Raw genomic sequence first — 25,524 nt, 5'->3', positions numbered from 1 at the left:
CTGTACGATTATTTAAGATTGCTGAATTACAACGGTGAAATTACCGCAGCAAAACCTCCTCTCCTCAACTCTTTCACTGTAACGGAGTCTGCACTTCCGATTACCAGATCATCGGTCACCAGCTGCTTATCGTGCTTCCCGTCTTTTATCAGTCTTAACTTATACTTCTTATTTTTTTCTAAGAAATCAAAGGTGATTTTAATGTTCTTTTCGATATTTTCTCCGTTGATTCCGCCGATATACCATTTCTGGCTTTTCCTTCTTGCCAGCACCGCCTCTTTTCCGGGAAAGCCCTGCAACAAAACCGTTTCGTCCCAACTTGTGGGAACTTCTTTTAAAAATTGCTTCGGCGCATCCGGCAAGTCGGAATAGCCTTCCGGCCGGTCGGCAAAGTGCTGAAGCGCAGATTCAAACAGGACACTTAATGCCAGCTCATGACCATATGAAGTCAGATGCGGAAACTGTGAATTGGTAAAAGTGACCGGTGTATAATCCATGGAACCCACCACATTCCGTGTAAAAGGCAAAATGGTGTTGTGAACAGGTGCCGTGGCGGTAAATTCCGGGCCGTTGTTGTACCATTCGGCACCGCGAACGGCTTCGTAGGTCAGCAGGTTCGGATAGGTCCTCGCCCAGCCTCTCGGAACCAGGCAGCCATGAAAATAGACCATCATTTCAAACTTCGCCGCATCTTCCAGAATATCGATATAATACTGAATCATCTCCTGCTTTTCGCTCTCAAAAAAATCGACTTTTACGCCGGCAACGCCCAATTTTCTGAGCTTTGAAAATTCTTCCACTCTGTTTTCATGGGTAAGCATCCGGTCTTTCGGAGTGGAAGAAACCCAGGTATGGTCGCCGCCGGAATTGTACCACATCAACGGTTTGATCCCTTTGGAACGAATGTATTTCAAAGCATCGTCCAGGTTGCCGCCGTTGCCCATGGCATCCCATTCCCAATCGAGCAAGGTATACGTCCAGTTCATGGCGACGGCCAGATCGGCAAATGTGCAGACCGTTTTAAAGTCTCTGGTTCCATGGTTATCGGACCAATAGTTCCAGGAAACGGCTCCCGGTTTTATCCAGTCCGTATTTTTGATGACAGAAGGCGGCGCAACGTCATCAACCAATGTGGAAGTGACAACATCATTGAGACTCCCGATAATGATCACTCTCCAAGGCGATTTCCAGGGAAAGGTAATTTTAGGCAGTGAGTCTCCTTTTCCGCGACCGTCTTTCGGGTCCGGAAACGTTATTTTATATTTATTTTTATCGGATTTGTTGCTGAGTTTGGAACCGCAGTAATTTCCGTCAACAGCCGACTCGTGCAGCAAAAACCAGCAGTTCTTCTCTTTGATCTGAAACAAGGCCGGATAGCCCCACTCTTCCTGCTGGGTTGTATCGCCCGCCATCGCGGAATACAGGCCTTCATTGGCGGGATTCCATTTTTCAGTCCAGCGTGCGGTTTCGTTGCCAACGGTGTAGGAAGTCAATTCATCCATCACCGTATAATTTCCTTTTCCGGAAAGTGAATACCGGAAAGCAATCCCGTCGTTATACACCCGAAGGATGACCTCCATTTTTTTCTTTTCCCGATTCTGAAAAGTGAAAACCACTTCATTTCCCAGATTAGTTCTCTGAGAAGATTTTCCGTGGGGCATGGTATAACTTTCCCTGATCAGAACAGGTTTTGAAGCTTTTAAAAAAGTGATATTATCAAAAGAAATATTGTCTGAAAGTATCAATCCCAGATCAATGGTAGAAATGGCTTCTGTCAATTTACCGCTATCATTATAGTTCACATTCAAAAACCATCTTCCGTTCCCGGAACGATCTGAATGTAAAACATTCACTATAATCTTACCATTCGGAGATTTGACCAGCAGATTATTTGCAGAAACCAACATGCTTCCAAGTAAAAAAACGAGGTATAAAGCTGCTTTTGAAAAGATTTTCGGATTAATATGGTTTTTAATAATATTCATTTGATTTTCAAATTTTATTTAAATTATTGATTTGAAATGAATTTATAATAGGCTACCCCGTGCGCCGGAATATCCAGTGCCAGGCTTCCCATACCGGTATTGATTTTCGCAATATCCTTCTGTCTCCACAGATCGCGCACCGTCTGATTTCCGGAAATTCCCAGTTTTTTAAAATCCTTATAAGCGAGCTTTACTTTTTCCCTTCCGAAATTGGCAAAGGCCATCGCTTTGCCGCCGTCTTCAAGGTCTTTCACATAGATTTTCAGTTCGCCAAGGGTGTTTAAACAAACGCCCTGTTTTCCCAATGCATCCTGATTAACGGCAATGACTTCATCGTTGGTTAAAAGATTTAAGGTAAAATCATCCATTTTCTCAAGGTCACACCCGATTAGTAGCGGTGCGGAAAAGATGCTCCAAAGACTGATGTGAAGGTATTGTTCATCCGGTTTCAGCTTGCTTTGGTGCGGATTTCCCCAGCCGACTACGCCGACAACCAGCATATCGGGATCGTTCCAGTTGCCGGGTTTGGCGTAGGGAGCGGCTTTGTCCTGAGCTAGGGCAATATTTTTTACACTGGCCCAGGTATCGGTAATATCGTTGGTGGTGCGCCAGGATTGGGCATCGGCTTCATCTCCCCATTTCCAGACGTCGCCCATTCCGTATTGGCAGAGGTTGTAGACGATATCCCTGGGCTGTTGTCTGAGTAAATTTCCCATCAGTTTAAAAGGTTTTACGCCTTTATCCAAATCGCTACCGCCGTTGAATGCCAGTGAAGGAACTTTATTCGGATCGTGATCCGGCAGTCCGTCGATCACGCCGCCGTAGCTGCACCAGTCGTATTTGAGGTAATCGACACCCCATTGGGCGTAGCTTTCGGCATCCTGTTTTTCGTAGCCGTAGCTTCCGGCACATCCGCCGCAGGTCCACGGTCCAGGAGAGGAATAAATCCCCATTTTGAGACCGTTTCCATGGATATAATCGCCAAGGTTTTTCATGTCCGGAAATTTGGAGTTGGTTAAAATATACCCGTCTTTATCCCGGAACTGCCCATTGAAAGACGGGTCTTTTCCGTTCCGGTTGTACTGCCAGGAATCATCGATGTTGATATAGTTCCAGCCGTGGTTGACAAGTCCTGATTTAACCAAAGCATCGGCAGCACGTTTCACTTTATCGGCCGAAACTTCGTGTCCGAAACAGTTCCAGCTGTTCCATCCCATAGTCGGCGTCAGGGCAATCCGGTCGGCGGATTCTATTTTTAATTTTTTCGAGGCTGAACCCTTGGCATTTTTAGCCATTAATTCAACTTCATACGTTTCTTTTTGAGCAATTTTTCCGGTGATAATTCCGGTTTGTGGATCTATTTTTAATCCTTCCGGAAGATTTTTTGCGGCGAAAGTCATCGGCCGGTCGCCAGTCGCTGCGATCCTGAACAGAAATGGTGAACCCGGACGAACGCCGTAAACCGTGGCAGAGTTGATTTTTGGGGTGGCTGCCGGTTTTGGGGTTAAAATATAAGGTTCGGAAGCAATCGGATTGAAAGTCTCCAATGTGGAAACGCCTGCGGTTTCAAACCGGGCATTCACCCAATCGGCGTGATCGTAATACGGACCGTTACCGCCGTCTGCAACGACCAGTTCCAGCTGTTTGATTCCTTTTAACGATACCGAAACGGGTTTGGCTTTGTCGCCGAGATGCATAACGCCGCTTGACCAGAGCTTTTTGTTGTCGCCGTAAATTTCAAATTCCACCGCGGGATCGTGGCCTTTCATTTCATCGTCGAGTCCGACCAGTGCCGAAAATTTTGTGGCTTTTCCATTGAGTTTAATCAGCAAAGAACTTTCGGCGTGGGTTCCGAAACCTCTTTTAAACACTTCGCCGGCAACCATTAAAGGTTTTCCGTCCACCGAAGTATTGACGCCCGGTTTTCCGTTTCCCTGCGTAGCAACGCTCAGGTCCAGTTGATCCAGCCAGACGGTTGACTGTGCATTTAAACAGCATCCGGCACTGAGAAAGCTGAGAACAAAAAATTTAAATCTGGACATTTTTAAAATTTTAACTGATAATTAATATAACTTATAACAATATGTTTTGGCTAAAGCCACACGCCTTATTCTCTTTGTTAAATGGGCTAAAGCCCATTCCTATTGATATTCTTAAATTCAAATCCAAACCAATTTAATTTGCATTAAACTTCCACCAATCGAAATAGAAAAGGTCTTTATCTCCTTTGAAAACAAAATAGAGGTCGTGGATGCCTTTGGTATTTTTTACCGGTGTTTTAATCGTTCTGAAAACATCGCCTTCCGCTTTACCGATTACTTTTACGGTTCCTAAAATCGGTCCGTCCACCGCATCGGTATGGATTTCGATCGTTCCGCCATACAAAGGTGCTACGGAAACTTCGATTGATTGTGCTCCCCTGGAGAAATCTACGCCCTGAACTTTGAGATAATCGCCGTTGTTGATGGAAGAAACTACGATCCGGTCGGTGATTTTTTTTCCGGTGTCATACGGATTGTTCCTTTCCCACTCGGTCATCTTTTCGGTTTTTAAGCCTTCACTGAATGCGATGGTTTCCGCCTCTATCCGGTTGTACGGATTGAGGGTTCCTATTCTTTTTACGCCTTCCGGATTCCAGAACGGAAGTTTCTGGATGGTCCCGTCGGCATTATATTTCATTTCGCTGATGCATACGGAACGGCGTTCGTAATGCTTGCTCATGGTCTGTTTTCCGATATTGTAATTAAATCCGAAAACATACGTTTTTCCTTTATAATCGATGATTCCGGGATGGTTCCCGTTGGAACGTCTGTCGCTGTCCATGATCATTCCTTTGAATTCCCACGGTCCGGTCGCTGATTTTCCCATGGCATAGCCCATTCCTTCGGGACAGCAGGTCGAAGCGTAAGCCATATAATATTTCCCGTTTCTTTTCCACGCCCACGGTCCTTCCTGATAATGAAAAGGATCGGCTGCCCCTTTTACTTTGGCAATGGACGGATCTTTCACGACTTCGCCTTTCACCGAAATCATATCTTCGTTCAGCTTCACATACCAGAGATTCGGATTTCCCCAATAGAGATATGCCTGTCCGTCGTCATCGATCAGAACGGTCGGGTCGATGTCATCGGATGAATTTTTAACCAACGGTTTCCCGATCGGATCCGTGAAAGGGCCGTACAGACTGTCTGCTACCAAGACGCCGATCCCTCTCTGTCCGGGCATCGGACAGTACATATAAAATTTGCCGTTTCTTTCGATGACCTGAGGCGCCCAGGCTCCGTTTTCCGGATCCGTCCATTTAAAATCTTTAAGGGAAGCGATAACACCATGATCGGTCCAGTTGACCATATCCGTAGAAGTGTACAGCAGCCAGTTTTTCATTTTAAACCCGAAAGCATCGTCCTCATCATGGCTGGTATAAAGGAAAACCGTGTCTTTATACACCATCGGCGCAGGGTCGGCAGTGAATTTGGTCTGGATGATGGGATTCTGGGCCAACGAAAGCTGGAAAAATCCTAAAACAATGGTTACACTTAAAAATTTCTTTATCATACCTTAAGATTATTTAAAATTTACATTGATTTTTTTCCCGGAATACTCCACTGTTTTCTGTTGGCCATTGGGAAGGATTAAGCTGAAATTTCTTTTTTCAATCATCCCGTTATATCTGCCTTTCCTGGCTTCTATAGTACAAGTTTTTGATTTTTCGTTCCAGTGAAAAGGGATTTCGGTAAACGCACCTTTCTCGTAGTTGTAATTGTCGAATTCATCCTCGTACAAAACAAAATCTGCATCCGTTCCCGGATAAATTTTTACCTTGAGATGGTCCCATTTTTTCTCTGTTGCATATTGCACGTCAGGACCAAACGGAATAATGCTTCCCGCTTTTACATATAGCGGAATACTTTGAATATTAACGTTTTTGTGAATTTCCAGGCCGCCTTTGTGTTTTTCATTCGTCCAGAAGTCGAACCATTCTGCACCAGCCGGAAGATAGACTTTCACGGTTTTGTTTTGTGTGAAATCTACTTTGGAAGGAACATTTTCCCCGCTTTCCTGTTTTTTGTTCCATCCCTCATTTTCATCGGTGGTGATGATTTTTTCCGGAGTATACTGGGCATTGAGAACCGGAGCCACTAAAAATGACTTTCCGAAAAGATATTCATTGTTTATGTCCCAGGTTTTTTGATCTGAAGAAAAATCCATCGCCAGAGCTCTCAGGAAACTTGAATTATTTTCAGAAACATCCCACGAGGTCGAATAAATGTACGGCAACATACTGTAACGCAATTTGATGAATTTCTCAATCACATCGTACACCACATCACCTTTCTGTCCGAACTGATAGATTTCTCTCGGTACATCGGTTCCGTGGGAACGCATCATCGGAGTGAAAGTGCCGTACTGCAACCAACGCACGTACAATTCCTGAAACAGCAGGTTTTTGGCACCTCCGTTTCTTTTATAGACTCCGGAAAAGAAGCCGCCGATATCGGAATTGAAATTCGGGTTTCCGGTAAGGCTGAAATTTAAACCCGCAGGAACCTGATTGCGCAACATATCCCAGGAAGAGTTGACATCACCCGACCAGGTATTGGCTCCGTATCGTTGCTGTCCGGCAAAAGCTGATCTTGTTAAAATAAAAACCCTTTTGTCACTCGTTGTTTCGCGTTGGTGATCGTACACTCCGCCGACCGTCATTAAAGGATACGCATTTCTCACTTTTCGGAATGAGCCCAAATAAGTCTTTGTATCCAGATCTTCAGGTTTCTGGCTGAGATGATCCGGCTCGGTAGAATCCATCCACCAGGAATCTATGCCGAGGCTGAAAAGACCTTTGTTCAGATATTTCCAGTACACGTTCCGGGCTTCGGGATTGTACGCATCGTATACACGTACTCCGGAAGGATAATTCATATCCGGCGGCCAGACTTCCCTTCCCGATTCCGGCCAGGTTTTAAAGTTGAACAGCATTCCTTTCTGATCCATTTCCCGGTACGGATGGGTCATCGGCCCGAATGACGACCAGATGGAAACAGAAAGATGTGCATTCCTGTCATGAATATCCTTCATCATTTTTGGGGCATCAGGAAAATCGGGACTGATGAAATCCATCGCGTTCCATTGGTAATTGTTTCCCCAATACTGCCAATCCTGAATAATTCCGTCAAGAGGGACTTTTAATTCCCTGTATTTTTTCACTACATCTACCAGTTCATCCTGACTTTTGTAGCGTTCTTTGCTCTGCCAGTAGCCGTAGGTCCAAAGCGGAAGCATCGGTACATTTCCCGTCAGGTTCCGCATTCCTGCCACCACGCCGTCGGCATTTTTCCCGTAGATAAAATAATAATCCACACCTTCGCCTACTTCTGAAGAGAAAGAGGTTTTGTGCGGGGTATCGGTAAACTGCGTAGGAGAATAGTTGTCCCAAAAGACACCGTAGCCCTTTACCGACTGGAAAAACGGCACAAAATCCCAGGTGTTGTTCTGGATCATCTTGACATCCGTATTCCGCTGGGACATTTTCCCGTTTTGAAGAATTCCTAAACCATAGATCGGTTCATCTTTTTCCAATTGAAATGATTGAGACACAGAATAGGTTTGATTTCCGGTATCATTAAAGGGCCTGAAACCGCTTCCGGTTTCTTTCAGAAGCTCCTGTCCTAATGGTGACCGGTACAATATTTTTCCGGTTTTAGCATCAATGGAAAGCTGTAGAGCATTTGATTTTAATACAATAGAACCGTCCTTTTCCAAAATGGAAAATTGGGTTTTTTGTTCTTTTTTAATCACTGCCAGACTTCTTTTTGAAAATGGTTTACCAGCAGGGTATTTTACTACCCGTACGATACCGGGCGCGTAAAACATTACTTTTACATCCATCCGGTCAGCGGTAAGGCTCAGTCCCGAATCATTTTTAACGTAGGCCTGTGCGTAGACCGAATGACTCCATCCCGCCGTGATCATTATTACGGTGAATGTTGCTTTTTTAAGGTTGATATCTTTGTATTTCATGGCATAAGAGGATTTGAAATCAGGTTCAGATCTCTTTTTTTCATCAAATTTCAAAGTTGTCCGCTGCAGAATGCTGCAAATGACTTGTGGTGTTTTTTTTGAGTGGTATACAGACTTGCCGCCGTATACGTTTTCTATGAAGTTATGTATTATTTGATCTCAATCTTTATTTAGTCAAAAATTCAAGGGATATTGATTTTGTATATTGCTATTTAAAAAGCAGCTGGGCAAAGTTGTACAGGTTGTTTCTCCAAACCGGCCAGGTGTGACCGCCCGGATATTCGGAGTACGTGTATTTAATGCCTACATCATCCAGCTTTTTCATCATCACCTGGCAGTTTTTATAGGCGATGTCTTCTTTTCCACCCATCGATATCCAGAAGTTTTTCAGGTTGGAATTGATTTTCGACTTGTTATCCGTCATAAATTTATATTCGCTATCCGCTACTTCCTGAAGCGACGGCAGGATCCAGCCAGAACTGAAGACGCCCAGAGAAGAAAACATCTCCGAGTTCTGAACGCCCGTATGCAGCGTATAAATTCCACCCATTGAAAGTCCGGCCAACGCTCTATTCGCCGCATCTTTTTTAATTCTGAAATTGGCTTCGGCAAATGGAATTACCGATTCTTTCAGTTCTTTATCAAACATCTGCAGGTTTCTCGCTCCGAAGCTTCCGAAGCCCGCAGGTCCGATATTGGCATCCGGCATCACAACGATCATCGGTTTGGCTTTGCCTTCGGCGATCAGGTTATCCATAATCAGGTTGGTTTTTCCCTGCATGGCCCATCCGCTTTCATCCTCACCGCCTCCGTGCAGGATGTACAGCACCGGGTAAGAATCAGCAGTATTTTTATCGTAGCCCGGCGGTGTGTAAATGAACACTCTTCTCCAGGAGTTAGTTACTTTCGAGAAGAAATTCTGGATCCTGATGTCCCCATGCGGAACGTCTTTCATCGCATAATAGCCATCACCCGCAAACGGCACTTCGATCCCGCTGGCGTATCTGCCCATTCCGTAAAAGGATTTGCTTGAAGGGTCAGCCACAGGTACATTGTCAATGACCATCGAATAGTAATGGAATCCTTCGCTTAAAGAATCGGTGGTGGTTTTCCAAACGCCGTCCGAATCTTTGGTCAGGTCGTATTTTTTCCCGAGATCGATCTGAACTTTCTGTGCTTCCGGCGCTTTCACCCTGAAGATGGCTTTTCCGTTGGGCATGATCTGCGGGTACTGCGCATTCCTGATGTTGGTTTCGGCGGGCAGACCCAATACGGTAAAATCTGAAAAAGTGGTTTTATCAACCGGTTTGAAGATCAATTGTGAAAAGATGTACAGATCGTTTTTCCAGACTTTGAAGTCATGGCCGCCCGGCTCGATGTAGAAAATGTGCGGGATTTTATTCTGGGCCAGGTAATCATGGGTCCTTTTGCTGAACGGCATGAGTCCGTCCGCATCACCGCAGGAAATCCAGAGCAGCTTTAATTCTTTCGCCTTTTTAGGATTCGACAGCAAAAGCTGTGGTTCTTTCGTATTCGGAGCGGATGAGAAGCCTCCTACCCAGGCAAATTTGTCGATATTCCCCAGTCCGAAGTTCAGGGTTTGTCCGCCTCCCATGGACAGTCCGGCAATCGCCCGGTTTTCCCGGTCTTTTTTTACCGGGAATTTCTTTTCTACATATGGAATCAGATCATTCAGTAAATCTTTTTCAAAAGTCGCAAATGCTTCCACTTTGTCTTTAGCCATAATGTTTCCGGTCGCCCGGTCGTCCTTCATGGCCCGTCCATTGGGAAGGATGACGATCATCGGTGTGAGTTTTCCCTGTGCATACAGGTTATCCAAAATGATCTGCGGCGTTCCGTTTTTGTACCACTCTTTTTCATCCCCTCCGATGCCGTGAAGCAGGTACAGGACCGGGTATTTTGTCCCCTTTTTGAAGCCCGGCGGCGTATATACCAATGCTTTTCTAGTAACCCCGACCGTTTTTGAAGGATATTGTATAGAGTCTATTTTGCCATGGGGAATCCCGGCATTTGCCACATCAAATCCCGCAGGTGCTTGGCGCTGTGTATTCTGAGCGGCTATCGGTATTACGATCAGCGATGCGCCTATAATGAGTAGAGATGTAATTTTCATTGGTTTTTATTTGTAATTTTTACACTTATTAATTTAGGCAAAAAAATAAGACCGGCAAGGGTTTATTTTTTTTCATTTTATTATGGGTTGACCGTTGTTTTATAAACGGACTTGTTATTGACAGGTCGCTCCTACGGAGCTTCATTTTGCTGGTATTGCCAATATTTTGCTATTAACACGGTGCTCCTATGGAGCTTTCTTTTGGTGCTTGAACCTTTATACTAATTACTTGTCCATCATTAATCTATTATAAGGCCGCTCCCATGGAGCTATGCTTGCCGTCATTATCACTACTTTCTATTAACAGGTTACTCCTGCGGAGCTTTATTCCTCTATTGTGTCTAAATCTGTTTTGACCCTGAAAAAGTCGACATCTACAAAACCGCCCAGGCTTTTGGTGGCATAATTGAAAACCGCAAACTTGGAACCCATGAATAATCTCCGGTAATCAAAAATCATTTTGTAATCTTTTGCCATTTCGGTCCAGTTTTTCTGATCGGTGCTGTAATAAAAATCCGCCAGGTCTTTCCCCAGGTTAAAATCGGCATCAATTTTAAAATAAACCTTGTCTGAATTGAGCAGAATCCGTTTTTTCTCTTCTTTTTTAACCCCAGTAACCGCCTTGGTTTTGTTATCGAGACTGACTTCATTACTTTCAAAAGTGACAAACTTTTTGCCGTCTTCCATTACGATAGACAGAATCCCGGAATCACCATTGAATGCACTGAAACCTGCCACATCACCGTCCTTCATTCCTTTAACATCCAAGGCTACAACTCCGCTGCATTCCTGACCTTCCATTCTTTGGGTGAGCGTATTCGGAGCGAGATATACATTATCTACAATCCTGGATGTTTTTAGTCTTAAAAATCCTTTTCTTTCGGATAACGACCAGGCTGAATTGACGGGATTATGATTCCATTGCCATTGGATTTTCATTTTCTTATCGGTAAATTCGTCGCTTTCTACCAGGTGATTTTTCGGCTTAAACGGCGGAAGAGGAACTTCTCCTTTTAAAGGTACTTTTCCATTGTCGCCCAATATCGGCCAGCCGTTTTCCCATTTTACCGGAATTAGAATCGGAACCCGACCTACTCCATTTCTGTCCTGAAAGATCAGGGAATACCAGTTGCCGTTTTTATCATCAATCAGAGCACCTTGCCCGGCGTAGGAAAACCCTAAAAAGTTATCTTCGAGAACGACTTTCTTCTCAAAAGGCCCGGTGACTTTATCCGCTCTGTACACTTCCTGACGGCGCTTCCCGCCTCTTGGCCAGGAAATCATCATCATGTAATATTTCCCATCTTTTTTAATGATCTGGTTGCCTTCCAGCAGTCCGGTTTCCGAGGCATCCTTTTGGAAAACTTCCGTTCCGTCAGGATTTCCGATAATGGTTTTAAAATCCGGGCTCAGTTCAAAAACCTTATTGGAAGTGAAGACATACACCCGATCGTCATCGTCAAACAGCAAAGACGCATCATGAAAATGCCTTGTTCTCGTCAACAGCTTCCAGTTTCCTTTTTCGGGATTGTCGGTAACGTAAAAATATGATTTGAACGGTTCGTCATTTGGGGAAAACAAAACGTAATATTTCCCTTTGTGATACCGGATGGAAGAGGCCCACTGTCCGCGACCGTAAACGGTTCCGTTCAGCAGATCGTATTTGGAATTGTCATTTAAGGTATTAAAAACATAGCTCGACATTTCCCAGTGCACCAGGTCTCTGGAATGCATGACCGGAGCGCCCGGCATGAGGTGCATCGTGGTGCTGATGAGGTAAAAGTCATCACCGTTCCGGGTAATGGATAAGTCCGGAGCATCCGCCCAGATGATGGGATTGGTAAATGCTGTCGTTGCTTTCTGAAAAGGATTTACCTGGGCTGAAATTGAATTCAGCCCGATAAATCCCAAAAAAGAAACTATATAAAATGATTTTTTAATATTCACGGTTTGATATTGTGGTTTAGGTGCTTGGTAAGTTTTGGCTAAAGCCAAATGGATGCTGTTTTTTTGTGAAAACGGGCTAAAGCCCGTTCCTATTGATATTGAGCCAGATTAATTCGGTACAATATCATTAGACAACGTACTGTATAACCCGATTAAGCTTCCGGTGAAACCGCCGGCTACATCGGTTGATAAGATGTCTCCGGAAACCGGTCCGCCCAGGTTTTTAAAGTTTTTACCGTCCAGTGCATAGTTGAAGCTAAGGTTATCATTCTCACCGGTTACCTGTAATTTAATGGTTTTGGAAAGGGAAATTTTCTCGCTGGCAATCAGTTTGGAGGCTCCTTTTTCGGTTCTTTCGAGAACGATATAGTAGTCTTTGTCTTTTTTGGTAATCCCGAAGACATAGTTGAACCTTTCGCTTTGATAGCAGGTAATCCCGGCGAGTTCTTTTTCCGATTTCGGTTTGAAATCCAGGGTTACAGACGTTTCAAAATCTTCATGCTGCAGCCTGTGGAACAACGCGGATACCGGAGCCAAGGCTTTGATATTAGTTTCCATAGGATTCACTTTTACCCCGTTTTTCGTTGCAGTGATGAAATTTTCACGCGGCCCGCGCATAGCGATCCAACGGTAATCCAGGTTTTTATCCGTTAATTTATCGTTATATGTGAAGTTTCCGTTCGGGAAGAATCCGTTTTGTCCGGTCTGGTTTTGAGTGCCTTCCGGTAATTTCAGTTTCGGTTTCATCGGTACCAGTCCGTTCTGGAATACCGGATAGGTTCCGCTCCAGTCCACCGGAAGCAGGAATGTTTCACGGCCTTTGTTCACGCGGTTGTTGACATTCGGACGGATAGCCAAGAATACACCATACCATTGTCCGTTCGGTCCTTCTACTAAGTCGGCGTGGCCTGCCCAGTCTACTTTTTCCTTGCGGTCTTTCGGGAAATACCGCTGCGTCAGGATCGGGTTGTTTTTAGCCGGAACAAACGGTCCTTTCGGAGAATCGGCCATGAAGATGACTTCGCTATGCCATCCTCCGGTTCCGCCTTCCGCGCACATCAGGTAATATTTCCCTTTGTATTTGTATAAATGCGGCCCTTCAATCCAGATCGGTTTCTGGGTAATATCCACCCCGGCGTTCACAATAATTCTATCGGATCCTGCTACTACCTGGTCTTTTTCAAGATCATAATCCCACATTTTGATCACACGATGACCCTGATACTGCTCGGTTCCCTTTGGCGGTGCATCGTTGTGAACGATGTACGCTTTTCCATCGTCGTCAAAGAAGATCGCAGGGTCGATCCCATCGAAATTCAGCTTCTGTACTTCGCTCCAGCCTTTTGCAGGATCTTTGGTTTTTACGACCATGTTTCCTACTCCGCCCGCGATCTGGGTGGTGATCATGTAGAAGGTGTCGTTGTATTTGTTGTATTTGATGTCCGGTGCATAAATTCCCTGCGAAACACCTCCTTTTTCAACTTTCAATTGAGAAGGCCTGTCCAACACGTGACCGATCTGCTTCCAGTTAACCATATCTTTAGACGTAAAAATCGGAACCCCAGGAAACATGGAGAACGATGAATTCACCAGATAATAGTCGTCACCTTTTTTCGTAATGCTCGGATCCGGATAACACCCCTGAAGGATCGGCGAATAGAATTCGTCCGGTTTCAGCGGATTATCGTTGTATATTTTATCGTTTCCACGGTAGTTGAAATCGGAAAAGGTCTGAGCAGAAATGTTGCTCACGCTTAAGAACGCTGCTGCCGTTAGCAGAGTGAATTTGTTCTTTAAAAAATTCGGATTCATGGGTCTCTTTTTCATATGTAGATATTGATTATTTTCAAAGGTCATATGGAATCGCTGTATCTTCATTGGTGTTTGCGTTTGCTGCTAACCCTGGCGATTTCATATATAAATTTCTTAATTTTTTATTTTAAATTTTGAATCAGTTTTTGGTTTTACACAGGCCGCACCTGTGATTATGGTTGTGGAACCCTTTCAGGGTTCGTGATTTTTTCTATTCATTCCCCACAGGTTTCACCTGTGGCTATTGTTGTTCAACCCTTTCAGGGTTTCTAATTTCTCGTTAATAGTTAATAGGATGATATCGTTCCTATTGATTATTTTATTTTTAATGTATATATTTTTCCGGCCTCCGTTGGAAAATCATAGATAAATTCGTTTTTAATTTCAACAGGATTCAGTTTTGCCTCTTTTGAGATCAACGGTGTCTTTATTTCCGGGGTATCAAAAAAGAGATTCGGGTTTTTGCCTTCCGCTCTTTTTAGTTTTGCATTTCCAGTTAGCTGCATTTCATTGGGTGTTCTCAATCGGCAATTTCCGCCCAGTGTTGATTTGACGATGACTTCTTTGGCTTTGTTGTTTTCCCAGACGATGCTAACTTCAAAACCGCCATAGGTTTTCAGCCCGGAAATTTTCCCGTTTTTCCATTCGTCCGGAAGGGCCGGAAGAATGTCGATGAAACCGTTCTGGGTTTGCAGGAGCATTTCGGTAATCCCGGAAGTACAGCCAAAATTTCCGTCGATCTGGAACGGCGGATGGGCATCGAACAGGTTCGGATAGGTTCCGCCTTTACTGCCCCAGCCGTCTTTTTCCACTAAAGTTAATTGGTCTTTGATTAATTTATTAGCATGGTTTCCATCAAGCAATTTCGCCCAAAGATTCACCTTCCAGCCCATTGACCAACCTGTGGAAACGTCGCCCCGGTGAATAAGAACCGTTCTGGCTGCATCCGTCAGTTCCGGTGTCGTGAAAGGGTTGATTTGATTGGACGGAAATAATCCGTACAGATGGGAAACGTGGCGGTGATTGTCTTTCGGATCGTCAACATCTTCCATCCATTCCTGCAACTGGCCGTAACGCCCGATCTGCATCGGCGGTAATTTAGAGATGATGCTGTTCCAAACCGGAATTTGATCTGCATCGAGATTCAGAAGCTGTGCTGCTTTTCTGGTTTTGGTGAACAGGTCGAACATCAGTTGGTTGTCCATGGTATTTCCAGCCGCCAGAGCACTGCCCTGATGCCCCTGCGGAATGTTTTCAGGAGACATGGACGGACTTACGACGAGCCAGTGATGGGTCGGGTCTTCAATAAGAAAGTCTTCATAGAACTGTGCAGCGGATTTCAGAACCGGATAAACCGATCTGAGGTAATTCAGATCTCCGCTGTACAGGTATTTGTCCCAAAGGTGCTGGGAAAGCCATGCGCCACCCATCGGCCACATGCCGGCGTTGGCGAAATCCACCACTCCGCTGATTCTCCAAATATCGGTGTTGTGATGAACAACCCAACCCCGGCTGTTGTACATGGTTTTTGCCGTTTCTCGTCCGGATTCGCTAAGGTCTTTTACCATTTGGATCAGCGGTTCGTGCATTTCCGGAAGTCCGGTTTTTTCCGCCGGCCAATAGTTCATTTCCGTGTTGATGTTGATGGTGTATTTGCTGTCCCAGGCCGGTTTGTTGGAATTGTTCCAGATGCCCTGAAGATTGGCGGGCTGTCCGCTTGGCTGTGAGGAGGAAATCAGGAGATAGCGCCCGAACTGGTAATATAGTGCGATGAGTTCCGGATCATAGGTTGTGGCAAAGTTTTTAATCCTGATATCCGTTGGATTTTTAGCCGCTTCGGAAGTGCCTAAATCGAAATATACTCTTTTAAAGTAGTTCTGATAGGCATTCAGATGGTTCTTAAATAAGGTATTAAAGCTTTTAGGTTCTGCTTCCGAAATGTATTTTTTGCTTTTTAAAACTTCGTCAGTGTTCAAAGTTTTGTAATCAGTAAAATTGGTGGCGATGGAAATGAGAATCATCACTTCGTTGGCGTTACTTACTGAAATTCCTTTTTGTGAAACTTCTGTTTTGCCACCTTTGTTGAGGATTTTTGCGATGGCATTAAATTTAACCTGCCCCTGAACGCCGTCTAAAGTTGAAGACAAACCGTCCATCTGCAAGGTATTGAAATCAATGGCTTTGCTGTTTTTTTTGAGCTCGCTGTTGAAACCTGCGAAGAAACTCAGCGCATTTTTTTTATCTGAACTTAATTTAATAACAATCACATTGTCCGGAATGGAAGCGAAAACTTCTCTTTTAAAATTGATTCCGTTGGCTGAAAATGTAGTCGTTGTGATTGCTTTTTCAATGTCTAACTCCCGGTAGTAATTTTTAACATCATTACTAATATTAAATTCAAGGGTTAACTCACCAATATTCTGATAGGCTGAACCGTGAAGGGTTTTTGCCGTTAAACTTTTGTCGGCAAGGATCTGCGCTCTTTTGTAATTTCCGTTGAACAAATAATACCGGATCGAATCCAAAAATTTCGGGCCATCCGGGTTATCGTTGCGGGAAGGACCACCGGACCAGAAGGTACTTTCATTGAGCTGTAGCTTTTCTTTATTTGGATCTCCATAAACCATTGCTGCAAGCCTCCCGTTTCCGACAGGCAGAGCTTCCACCCACTGGGCAGCAGGCCTGTCGTACCAAAGCTTGTTTTTCCAGCCTTTCTGGGCAAGGAAAGATCCGCTTATGAAAAGACAGAAAGTGAATAGGCAAGGTTTAAAGATCATTACTTTCAGATATTCAGTTATATATTTCTTTTTTTACTAAAATTATGATTCTTCTCTTGTGTTTTTTTAGTTCTGCCAGTGATATATGGCTGTTATGATTTCTTTCGGTTGATAAGTCTGATGATTCCCCAGGCTGCAATGTAGGACATCCCGGCGATAAAAAAGATGATGTTGTAACCGCCGTTGATGTTGCCTGCTTTCTTGAAGGTGTCCAGAACAATCCCGATGAAAAGCGGGAAAATAATTCCTGCTGCCGAGCCCAGCATTCCTCCGAAACCGATGACGGAACTTACGTAATTGTTGGGTAGTTTATCTCCCACCGTAGTCATCAGGTTGGCTCCCCAACCCTGGTGCGCCGCAGTAGCAAAAGCAATAATAATGGTAATCAGCCACATATTGTCTACATATTTTGAAAACATCACCGGTACGACCATTAAGGCAAACAGAAGCATGGTAAGGCTTCTTGCCTTTCTGATGTCCCAGCCTTTTTTGATCAGCATGGAGGAAAGGTACCCGCCTCCGATGCTTCCTATGGTCGTCCCGCTATAGATGATGATCAGCGGAATGGATGGCTTGGTAAGATCCATTTTAAACACATCGGCAAAATAGGCCGGCAGCCAGAACATGAAAAAATACCAGATAGGATCCGTCATGATTTTTCCGATGGCAAATGACCAGGTGACTCTGTATTTCAGGATTTCGGAGAGGGGAACTTTTGACTGTTCCTCCGTTTTCCCGTCCTGATCGCTTTTAATGTATTCCAGCTCTTCTCTGCTAAGTTTTTTCGTTTTCTCCGGAATGGAATAGAATCTCCACCACAAAATGATCCATAACAAACCCAAAGCGCCAATCCAGACAAAAGTCTGCCTCCAGCCGTAATGGCCTAAAATAAACGGCACGAGAAGCGGAGCAAGGATGGCTCCTACGGTAGCTCCGGAATTGAAGATCCCGGTTGCCAGAGCCCGTTCTTTTTTCGGGAACCATTCGGCAACAGATTTGATGGCTGCCGGAAAATTTCCCGCCTCACTGATTCCCAGTGTACTTCTCGCTACTAAAAACCCTACGGTGCTTTTTACGAAGCCATGCCCGATAGAGGCGAGACTCCACACAATTAATGAAACGGCATAGCCGATCTTGGTTCCTACCCGGTCGATAAACCTGCCCATCGCCAGATAGCCTACGGCATAGGTAGCGGTAAAAGCCATGACGATGTAGCTGTAATCCTTTTCGTCCCATCTGAATTCTTTTTCCAGAACGGGTTTCAAAAGTCCCATCACCTGGCGGTCGAGATAATTGATGGTCGTTGCCAGAAAGACCAGGGACAGCATGAACCATCGTATATTTTGGTTTTTAGGAGCCTGCATTTAGTTTTGGTTAAGTTGTTGTAATAAATCCTTTACTTTTTCCGTCAGCTGTTCGGAAGCCAGATCTGCTCTGATCAGTGCACTTCCCAATCCAACCGCTACGGCACCACCTTTCAGCCATTCATGGATGTCATCAGCATTGGCATTGACTCCGCCGGTCGGCATGAAGTTCATTCCCGGGAATACGGGCCTGATAGATTTGATGTAATTTTTCCCTAAAGCATCTGCAGGGAATATTTTGACCATGGTCAGGCCATGTTGAAAAGCAATATTGACATCAGACGGCGTAAAACAACCCGGAATCAGCAGGATATTCTTATCCGCAGAATGGCTGACCAGCTCTTCGCTGATGACGGGTGTGATGATAAAATCGGCTTTCGCTTCTGCATAGTCGTCCAGTTCTTTTGTATTTTTTACCGTTCCGATTCCCAGCAGTAGTTCCGGGAATTCTTCAGCGGAAATTTCTTTTAGCTTAGTGAAATTGTCCAGTGCCTGAACGCCACGGTTGGTATATTCTATGACCCGGATTCCGGCTTCGTACAGAGCTTTCACCGTATTTTTTGAGACCTCAAAGGACTCATGGTAAAACAACGGAACGATTTTCTGGTTTTTGATCTGCTGAATGACTGACTGGCTCATAACTGTTCTATATTGATGGTTTCATTGATGGTATCGCCTTTCACAAAGAGTTTTCTGAAAGCGATTTTTGTGGCGTCTTCTAAAATCTGGCGTGTGGGATTGCCTTTGATTTTTCCGTGGATCAGCGCCGCCATAAAGGAATCACCGCTGCCTACTCTTTCCTCTAATTTTTCGGAATAATACGGTTCCGATACGTAAAGCTGACGGTTTGCATACAGTGTTGCATAATAATTCACTTCATCACCCTGGGTAAAACGGAAGGTATTGGCCACCATTTCGACATTGGGATAGGCTTTCTGTATTTCCAGTGCTGACTGTTCGGCCTGCTTCAGCAGGCTTTTATCATTGAAAGTCCCGTCCAGTTCACAGGTAACCGGAATGTCCAGGAATTGCTGGATGGACCATATATTTCCCATCAGCACATTTACATACGGCATCAGTTTAAGGATTTTTTCCGATGGATTTCTGCCCTGCCAAAGCGCAGCACGGTAATTCAGGTCGAGAGATACCGTAATCTTCCTTGATGCCGCTTCTTTCATCAGTTGCAGGCATTTCATAAAGGCACTTTCGCTCAAAGCCGGCGTAATGGTGCTGATGTGCAGCCACTGAACACCCCCGAATATCTCCTCCGGATTGAAAGAGGAAAAGTCTGATTCTGTAAATACGGAAGGAAAACGGTCGTAGATGACCTGTGCATGCTGCATATCTCCATCAGAAGACAGGTAAAATGTCCCGATCCTGCCACTGCTTCTTTCAGCAAGAATTTCTATTTTTTTGTGTTGAAGCTGAGCTTCAAGGTGTTTTCCGACAAAGTTTTCAGGCAATGCCGAAAGCAGTTTTACCGGATGATTCCACTGAGCGAGTGCAGAAGCCACATTGTATTCGGCACCGCCCACAAAAATTTTCATGGACTGCTCGCCAAGCCAGTTTCCTGCGGAATCCGGAGCAAAGTGGAGAAGCAGTTCACCGAAACAAAGTATTTTTCCTGAATCCATCGTTTTATATTCTTTTCCAACCTTTCCGGTTTACACGCGGTAAAGGCTATTCTTTTCATTAATTTTCAGTTTCATTATCGGCAGGAGCTTCGTTTTCAAAGCTCCTGCGGGATAACTTCTTTCATTAGATTTATTCCAAACCCTTTTAATTAGAGCCTTATCAAGGTTTTGAACCTTGACGAGGCTACGCTAGAATCCGAAATAGTTTTTTGTATTGTAGTAACATATATCCTGAATGATTTTCCCCACCCATTCTTCATCGTTAGGCAATAGTCCCCGCTCCATTTCGGAACCGAACATATTGCACAGCAGCCTCCTGAAATACTCGTGCCTTGAGAAGGAAAGGAAACTCCTGGAATCTGTCAGCATCCCGATAAAGGTGCTGATCAGTCCTAAATTGGAAACGGCATTCATCTGTTTTTCCATCCCGTCCAGCTGATCCAGAAACCACCATGCCGCCCCGAACTGTACTTTTCCTTTAATGCCTTCCTCATTAAAGTTTCCGGCCATGGTAGCCAGTACTTCATTCAATGTTGGATTAAGGGTGTAAATAATGGTTTTTGGCAACTTGTGCTGGGCATTCAGTTCATCAAACATTACGCTCATCCGCTGGGCAAAGTAAGACTCACCGATGGCATCATACCCTGCATTCACCCCGATGCTTTGGAGCATTTTGGAATTGTTGTTCCGGGTAGCCCCCACATGGAACTGCTGCACCCAGCCTTTGGCTGCATACATTTTGCAAAGTTCTTTCAGCAGGTAACCGGATAGAGCTTCAGGATCCGAAAATGTTTTGCGGTCACCTTTTAAAAATTCTGAGAATTCCTGATCCAAAGCGCTGTTCCATTTCTGCGTGTCCGGGAAAAACTCAAAGCCGTGATCTGAAATACGGGCTCCGTTATCGTGGAAATAATGGATTCTTGATTGTAATGCTTCAAGAAGATCCGAAGCTGACCTGATGTTGATTCCGCTCGCTCTTTCAAGCTTCTGAAGATTGTTCCAGTACGCTTCCGCATCACTGAAAGCAATGTAAACATCCGGCCTGAATGCCGGGAATACACCGGCTGTAAAATCAGAGGCTTTGATGGCCTGATGGAATTCCAGGCTGTCTGAAGGATCATCCGTTGTGCAAAGCGTTTCTACTTTGAAATGCTGAAGGAGCTGCTGCGGCCGGAACGGGTCCGACTGGAGCGCTTCGTTCATTTTGGAATATACCGCTGCCGAATTTTTTCCGGAAAGGTATTCCGTAATCCCGAACGGGTTTTTAAGTTCAAGATGGGTCCAGTGGAATAAAGGGTTTCTTAATGTGTAAGGTACCACTTCCGCCCATTTCCGGAATTTTTCTTCGTCCGTTGCATTTCCGGAAATGAATTTTTCCTCAACGCCGAAGTTCCTCATCGCCCTCCATTTGTAATGGTCGCCGTCCAGCCAGATCGCGGCCGGTGACCGGAAGTTATGATTTTTAGCAATGACATCCGGTTCCAGGTGATTATGGTAATCGATCACCGGAAGGTCTTTCGCATATCCGAAGTACAGGTTCTCCGCCTTTGCCGATTCCAGCAAAAACGAATCTCCGAAAACTTCTTTCTGGTTAATGAAATTACTCATTAGTCTCTTTTTATTTTTGACAGACTTTGTGCCTCAGGTACTCTTATCTGCCAACATTATTATTAAAACAGAGTTCTTAAAAACAAGACCCGGATGACCAATTTCACAGGGTCCTGTCATATATAAGAAATAATTAACTCAATTCTGATCCGGCTAAACACCGCTGAATGCGCTGAAGCCGCCATCCACAGGCAACAAGGCACCGGTGATGAAGCTCGCAGCATCCGAACACAGGAACTGTACGGCTCCGTTGAGCTCTTCTACATCTCCGAAACGTCCCATTGGGGTTTTAGCAATTACCTTTTTACTTCTGTCTGTTAACGAGCCGTCAGGATTCAACAGGATGGCACGGTTCTGGTCACCGATAAAAAATCCGGGAGCTACAGCATTGACACGGATTTTATCCCCGAATTTCAAGGCTACATCGGATGCGAGCCATTGGGTAAAATTGGTGATTGCCGATTTTGCCGCCGAATAACCGGCTACCCTTGTAATGGCCGAATAGGCGGCCATTGATGAAATATTAACAATACTTCCGCTTCCCTGTTCTGCCATTACTTTTCCGAAAACATAGCTCGGATAAACCGTCCCGTTGATGTTCAGGTCGGTAACTTCATTCCAGCCTTCTATCTTCATGTCGAAGAAGGACTGATCCGGAGATAAGGTGGCTGAAGGAATATTTCCTCCGGCAATATTCAGGAGGATGTCTATCCTTCCGTATTTTTCTGTGATTTTTTTTGCGGCTTTCTCAAGGCTTTCAATGCTCATGACGTTGGCCTCTACAGCAAAGGCTTCCCCCCCATTGGCGATCAGTTCCTCTACCCTGCTGTCAAGCGTTTCCTGTTTTCTTCCTAACGCCACAACTTTGGCACCGGCCTCTATGAAGCTTTTCGCAAGGCTGCCACCCAAAACACCGGATGCTCCGGTAATAACAGCTACTTTATCTTTTATACTGAATATTTCGTTCATTGTATGGTTGATCATTGATGATTGATAATTGATGGAAAGAGCAATTTAGCTTTTTCCTGCCATTTCATTTTGAACGGCAGCCATTACGCCTTCGATCTGTCCTAAAGCCAGCATTCTGCCTAAGAAGGAGTAGCCGGGATTGTATCCTTTGTCGATATCATCCGTCAGCAGCCTTCCATGGTCGATCCTCATCGGGAGTTCCGGGTTTTCTTTTTCAAATACACGGACAACCTCAATCAGTTTTCCTCTGCCACCCAGGTGATGCGCTTCAATGAAATCGCCGTTTTCAAAAACATTGGTGCTTCTGAGGTGGACGAATTTTGTGCGGCCGGCAAATTTTTGCGCCAGCGCTGGAACATCATTCTGAAGATTCGCACTTAAGGAACCGGCACAGAATGTCAGTCCGTTGTGTGGATTGTCCACGGCATTCAGGAACCAGTCGATATCCTCCTCATTGGTTACAATTCTTGGGAGGCCCAGCAATGAGTATGGCGGATCATCAGGATGAACGCACATCTGGATATCCCATTCCTCGCATGCCGGCATTATTTTCTCCAGGAAATACTTCATGTTCTCCCGAAGCTGGTTTTTATCGATCCCATCGTATAAAGCCAGGAGGTTATTGAACTTTTCCACCGGATTCAGTTCCCCTTCCCTGATATTGCCGTTTACGAATCCCTGTGTTTTAACAATCACGGAATCAATCAGGTCATTGTTGTCTTCCTCACTGAGGGTAGTTTTCAGTTCTTCAACTTTCTGAAGGACTTCCGGCTGATAATCGTTTTCAGCCCCTTGCCTTTTCAGGATATGGATTTCAAAATACGCAAATCTGGCTTTGTCGAAGTACAACGACGAAGAACCGTCTTCCCATTCGTGAAAGAGATCCGTCCTTGCCCAGTCCAGCACCGGCATAAAATTATAACATACGGTCTTTACTCCTGCTTTTCCCAGATTTTCCAGGCTCAGAATATAATTTTCTATTAAAGAGTCCCGGTCTTCACCTCCGTATTTGATCGCTTCGCTTACGGGAAGACTTTCCACTACAGACCAGCGAAGACCGTGACTTTCTATGTATTGTTTATATTCCTGAATGGCTTCCAGTGTCCAAACCTGTCCGTTCGGAACGTCATGCAGCGCGGAGACAATGCCTTCCACACCGATCTGACGGAGCATATTTAACTGTATTTTATCCTTTTTACCGAACCATCTCCATGTTTTTTCCATAATCGTCTGTTAAGTTTTTATCATTAAAACAAAGCAGGTGTTTAAGGCACCTACTTTGTGTTGATATGAATGTAAATGTGCTTAAAAATTAATATCCAGGGTTTTGGAATTTAGCTTTTACGTCAGCGCTAACCTCCATTGCATCCAGCTGGCTCTGAGGAATTGGTCTCAGGTAGTGGAACGGCTGAATGGTTCTGGTTACCGTCTGCGGAGTATGATCTCCGTAAGACGCTCCCCCAATCTGGTAAGTAGCTGCATACTGAGCCCATTTCTGTGTACGTACCAAGTCATACCATCTGTAGAATTCTCCGTAATACTCTCTGGATCTCTCTGCAAGGATATAGTCAACCGTAATGCTTGAAGGAGTAGCGGCAGTCATAGCAGCGCTATTATCTGCGACATAGGCCACATTCTGGGCATTGTTGAATTTCCATTTTCCTGCTCTGGCACGGATGACGTTGATCAGGTCTCTGGCACTCATAGATCCTGAGGCACCTTTTACGGCTGCTTCTGCTGCAATAAAATAGAATTCAGAGAATTTAGCAACGTTAAACGGACGTGTTAAACCCGCATTAGGATATCCAAGTCCGTTCGGGTCATCCGTACGGTAAGTTCCGATCTTCCAAAGTCCAGGATATACAATTCTGTTGATCCCGTTTGGTGCAATGACCCAATCCGCCCTTCCCGGCAATGTACCTGCTCCTACACCGTTCTGTCCGGATCCTGTAGGATAAGTCGGTGCCTGAGAATCATCATTCAGGAAGCTTAAGATGGCGCCTCCCGGCTGTACAGGAAGGTTGTTGGCATTGTATAATACCGGTACAGCGGTTAAACCTGTACCCTGCTTCTGCCAGTTTCCTCTGTAGGTAGTTACGAAGGTACCATCATAACGGGAGTCATTTGTTTTATCTGCAAATGTATTTTTGATCACGCCTAAAGTAGGACACATACGCACCCAAGGACGCCCTAAAGATTGTGCAGCTTCACGCTGTACTGAACTTACCACATCTGCTGAAGCCCATGAAGTAGTCTTGCTGCTTTTGATAGCCGTATAGTTCCAGGTCTGCATCCATGCAGCAAAATTATCCGGAGCCCATCCTGAGCCGAATCCCACAGGATCACTTTCATTATAGAATACACTGGACTGGGTATGGTCTGCATACAGCATGCACTCGCTGTTACGGTCATTTGCTCCTGCATTAACATCATAGAACGTAGGCTGTAAACCATAAGATCCCGGGTTGCTGATTCCCGTCATGGCGACATCATATGCCTGCTGGAAATACCACTGTGCATTATGACCATCCGGATCCACACGCTGTGCATCCGGATAGGTAGGAATATTGTTAGGGTTCTGCAACCACCAGCCATAAGTAAGGTATGCTTTCGCCAGGAATAATCTGGCTACATTTTTCGTTACGCCTCCGGTTACCCGAGGTGTTACAGGTAAATTGTCTACGGCCTTCACCAGATCAGGAAAAATAGCTTTCGTATATACTTCCGGAACTGTATTTCTTACTGAGCTTGTCGTTGGTGAGCTGTTGAATTTCAGTTCACCGGACCCTAAATCCAAAGGCACTCCTCCATACGTCTGCACGAGCATGAAGTAATCAAATCCCCTGAAGAATCTGGCTTCTGAAATCATGGATTCCGCAATACCGAAACCTGGTCCTTTCTCAATAATCCCATTGGCCGTATTGATATAAGGGAATACAGACCCCCATACCATACTCGTAGGGAATGTGGCAGCATTGATGTTTCCGTTTCCGGACATATCCAGGTCTTTGAAGTTCCCGTCAGCACTCTGTGCGAACGTGGATTCATCAGTCCCGTTCTGGCAGTTACTCATAAAGTATCCGTTACCATATAAAAGCCTTAACTGTCTGTATAGTGAAGTGAAACTCTGATTAACACCGTCTGCCGTACTGAAATAATCTACAGTGTATATTGATCTGGGCTGTTCATCCAGGATTTCATTACAACCGGTAAATGTCAGCGACATAAATATCGCTCCTAACAACAATTTTTTATTGAAATGTATCATGATTGTAC

15 protein-coding genes are annotated in these 25,524 nt (G+C 44.8%); all 15 read right to left on the bottom strand.

The window, feature by feature from the left end; all coding sequences use genetic code 11:
- Positions 1-26: 26 nt before the first annotated feature.
- On the bottom strand, positions 27-1,985 hold the full coding sequence (locus tag CGB83_RS01110) for a glycoside hydrolase family 97 protein (protein ID WP_100074111.1): 1,959 nt from the start codon (positions 1,983-1,985) through the stop codon (positions 27-29).
- Positions 1,986-2,008: 23 nt separating this feature from the next.
- Positions 2,009-4,027: an NPCBM/NEW2 domain-containing protein gene (locus CGB83_RS01105; protein WP_100074110.1), complete on the bottom strand. Its 2,019-nt coding sequence runs from the start codon at positions 4,025-4,027 to the stop codon at positions 2,009-2,011.
- Positions 4,028-4,160: 133 nt separating this feature from the next.
- A complete protein-coding gene (locus CGB83_RS01100; RefSeq protein ID WP_100074109.1) occupies positions 4,161-5,540 on the bottom strand; it encodes a glycoside hydrolase family 43 protein in 1,380 nt (459 codons plus the stop codon).
- A 9-nt stretch (positions 5,541-5,549) separates the two neighbouring features.
- Entirely contained in the window at positions 5,550-8,003 is a 2,454-nt protein-coding gene (locus CGB83_RS01095) for a glycoside hydrolase family 31 protein (RefSeq protein WP_100077443.1), read from the bottom strand.
- A 208-nt stretch (positions 8,004-8,211) separates the two neighbouring features.
- The gene (locus CGB83_RS01090; protein WP_100074108.1) at positions 8,212-10,137 is read right to left on the bottom strand and encodes an alpha/beta hydrolase-fold protein; all 1,926 of its coding nucleotides are present in this window, start codon (positions 10,135-10,137) and stop codon (positions 8,212-8,214) included.
- Positions 10,138-10,461: 324 nt separating this feature from the next.
- The gene (locus CGB83_RS01085) at positions 10,462-12,084 is read right to left on the bottom strand and encodes a glycoside hydrolase family 43 protein (protein WP_228420037.1); all 1,623 of its coding nucleotides are present in this window, start codon (positions 12,082-12,084) and stop codon (positions 10,462-10,464) included.
- A 108-nt stretch (positions 12,085-12,192) separates the two neighbouring features.
- On the bottom strand, positions 12,193-13,911 hold the full coding sequence (locus tag CGB83_RS01080; RefSeq protein ID WP_100074107.1) for a glycoside hydrolase family 43 protein: 1,719 nt from the start codon (positions 13,909-13,911) through the stop codon (positions 12,193-12,195).
- A gap of 299 nt (positions 13,912-14,210) precedes the next feature.
- On the bottom strand, positions 14,211-16,673 hold the full coding sequence (locus CGB83_RS01075) for a glycoside hydrolase family 95 protein (protein ID WP_100074106.1): 2,463 nt from the start codon (positions 16,671-16,673) through the stop codon (positions 14,211-14,213).
- 92 nt (positions 16,674-16,765) lie between these two features.
- Positions 16,766-18,037, bottom strand: a complete 1,272-nt coding sequence (locus CGB83_RS01070; RefSeq protein ID WP_100074105.1) for an MFS transporter — start codon at positions 18,035-18,037, stop codon at positions 16,766-16,768.
- Entirely contained in the window at positions 18,038-18,676 is a 639-nt protein-coding gene (locus tag CGB83_RS01065) for a bifunctional 4-hydroxy-2-oxoglutarate aldolase/2-dehydro-3-deoxy-phosphogluconate aldolase (protein WP_100074104.1), read from the bottom strand.
- On the bottom strand, positions 18,673-19,671 hold the full coding sequence (locus CGB83_RS01060; RefSeq protein WP_100074103.1) for a sugar kinase: 999 nt from the start codon (positions 19,669-19,671) through the stop codon (positions 18,673-18,675). The genes CGB83_RS01065 and CGB83_RS01060 overlap by 4 nt, the downstream gene beginning before the upstream one ends.
- A 189-nt stretch (positions 19,672-19,860) precedes the next feature.
- A complete protein-coding gene (uxaC, locus tag CGB83_RS01055; protein ID WP_100074102.1) occupies positions 19,861-21,279 on the bottom strand; it encodes a glucuronate isomerase in 1,419 nt (472 codons plus the stop codon).
- Between the two features lie 153 nt (positions 21,280-21,432).
- On the bottom strand, positions 21,433-22,248 hold the full coding sequence (locus CGB83_RS01050) for an SDR family oxidoreductase (RefSeq protein WP_100077441.1): 816 nt from the start codon (positions 22,246-22,248) through the stop codon (positions 21,433-21,435).
- A 45-nt stretch (positions 22,249-22,293) separates the two neighbouring features.
- Complete coding sequence (gene uxuA / locus CGB83_RS01045; RefSeq protein ID WP_100074101.1) at positions 22,294-23,472, bottom strand: mannonate dehydratase; 1,179 nt, start codon at positions 23,470-23,472, stop codon at positions 22,294-22,296.
- Between the two features lie 88 nt (positions 23,473-23,560).
- Complete coding sequence (locus CGB83_RS01040) at positions 23,561-25,516, bottom strand: RagB/SusD family nutrient uptake outer membrane protein (RefSeq protein WP_100074100.1); 1,956 nt, start codon at positions 25,514-25,516, stop codon at positions 23,561-23,563.
- Positions 25,517-25,524: the final 8 nt, after the last annotated feature.

The sequence above is a fragment of the Chryseobacterium camelliae genome (genome assembly GCF_002770595.1).
Lineage (GTDB): Bacteria > Bacteroidota > Bacteroidia > Flavobacteriales > Weeksellaceae > Chryseobacterium > Chryseobacterium camelliae.
Note: the sequence above shows the minus strand (reverse complement) of the source record. Positions and strands in the feature narration are given on the sequence as shown.

What these genes read in the sequence shown, in the direction of transcription:
- CGB83_RS01105 (WP_100074110.1), bottom strand. Translation starts at nt 4,027, where the DNA reads ATGTCCAGATTTAAATTTTTTGTTCTCAGCTTTCTCAGTGCCGGATGC.
- CGB83_RS01100 (WP_100074109.1), bottom strand. Translation starts at nt 5,540, where the DNA reads ATGATAAAGAAATTTTTAAGTGTAACCATTGTTTTAGGATTTTTCCAG.
- uxuA (WP_100074101.1), bottom strand. Translation starts at nt 23,472, where the DNA reads ATGGAAAAAACATGGAGATGGTTCGGTAAAAAGGATAAAATACAGTTA.
- CGB83_RS01050 (WP_100077441.1), bottom strand. Translation starts at nt 22,248, where the DNA reads ATGAACGAAATATTCAGTATAAAAGATAAAGTAGCTGTTATTACCGGA.
- CGB83_RS01065 (WP_100074104.1), bottom strand. Translation starts at nt 18,676, where the DNA reads ATGAGCCAGTCAGTCATTCAGCAGATCAAAAACCAGAAAATCGTTCCG.
- CGB83_RS01080 (WP_100074107.1), bottom strand. Translation starts at nt 13,911, where the DNA reads ATGAAAAAGAGACCCATGAATCCGAATTTTTTAAAGAACAAATTCACT.
- uxaC (WP_100074102.1), bottom strand. Translation starts at nt 21,279, where the DNA reads ATGAGTAATTTCATTAACCAGAAAGAAGTTTTCGGAGATTCGTTTTTG.
- CGB83_RS01095 (WP_100077443.1), bottom strand. Translation starts at nt 8,003, where the DNA reads ATGAAATACAAAGATATCAACCTTAAAAAAGCAACATTCACCGTAATA.
- CGB83_RS01060 (WP_100074103.1), bottom strand. Translation starts at nt 19,671, where the DNA reads ATGGATTCAGGAAAAATACTTTGTTTCGGTGAACTGCTTCTCCACTTT.
- CGB83_RS01110 (WP_100074111.1), bottom strand. Translation starts at nt 1,985, where the DNA reads ATGAATATTATTAAAAACCATATTAATCCGAAAATCTTTTCAAAAGCA.
- CGB83_RS01090 (WP_100074108.1), bottom strand. Translation starts at nt 10,137, where the DNA reads ATGAAAATTACATCTCTACTCATTATAGGCGCATCGCTGATCGTAATA.
- CGB83_RS01070 (WP_100074105.1), bottom strand. Translation starts at nt 18,037, where the DNA reads ATGCAGGCTCCTAAAAACCAAAATATACGATGGTTCATGCTGTCCCTG.
- CGB83_RS01075 (WP_100074106.1), bottom strand. Translation starts at nt 16,673, where the DNA reads ATGATCTTTAAACCTTGCCTATTCACTTTCTGTCTTTTCATAAGCGGA.
- CGB83_RS01040 (WP_100074100.1), bottom strand. Translation starts at nt 25,516, where the DNA reads ATGATACATTTCAATAAAAAATTGTTGTTAGGAGCGATATTTATGTCG.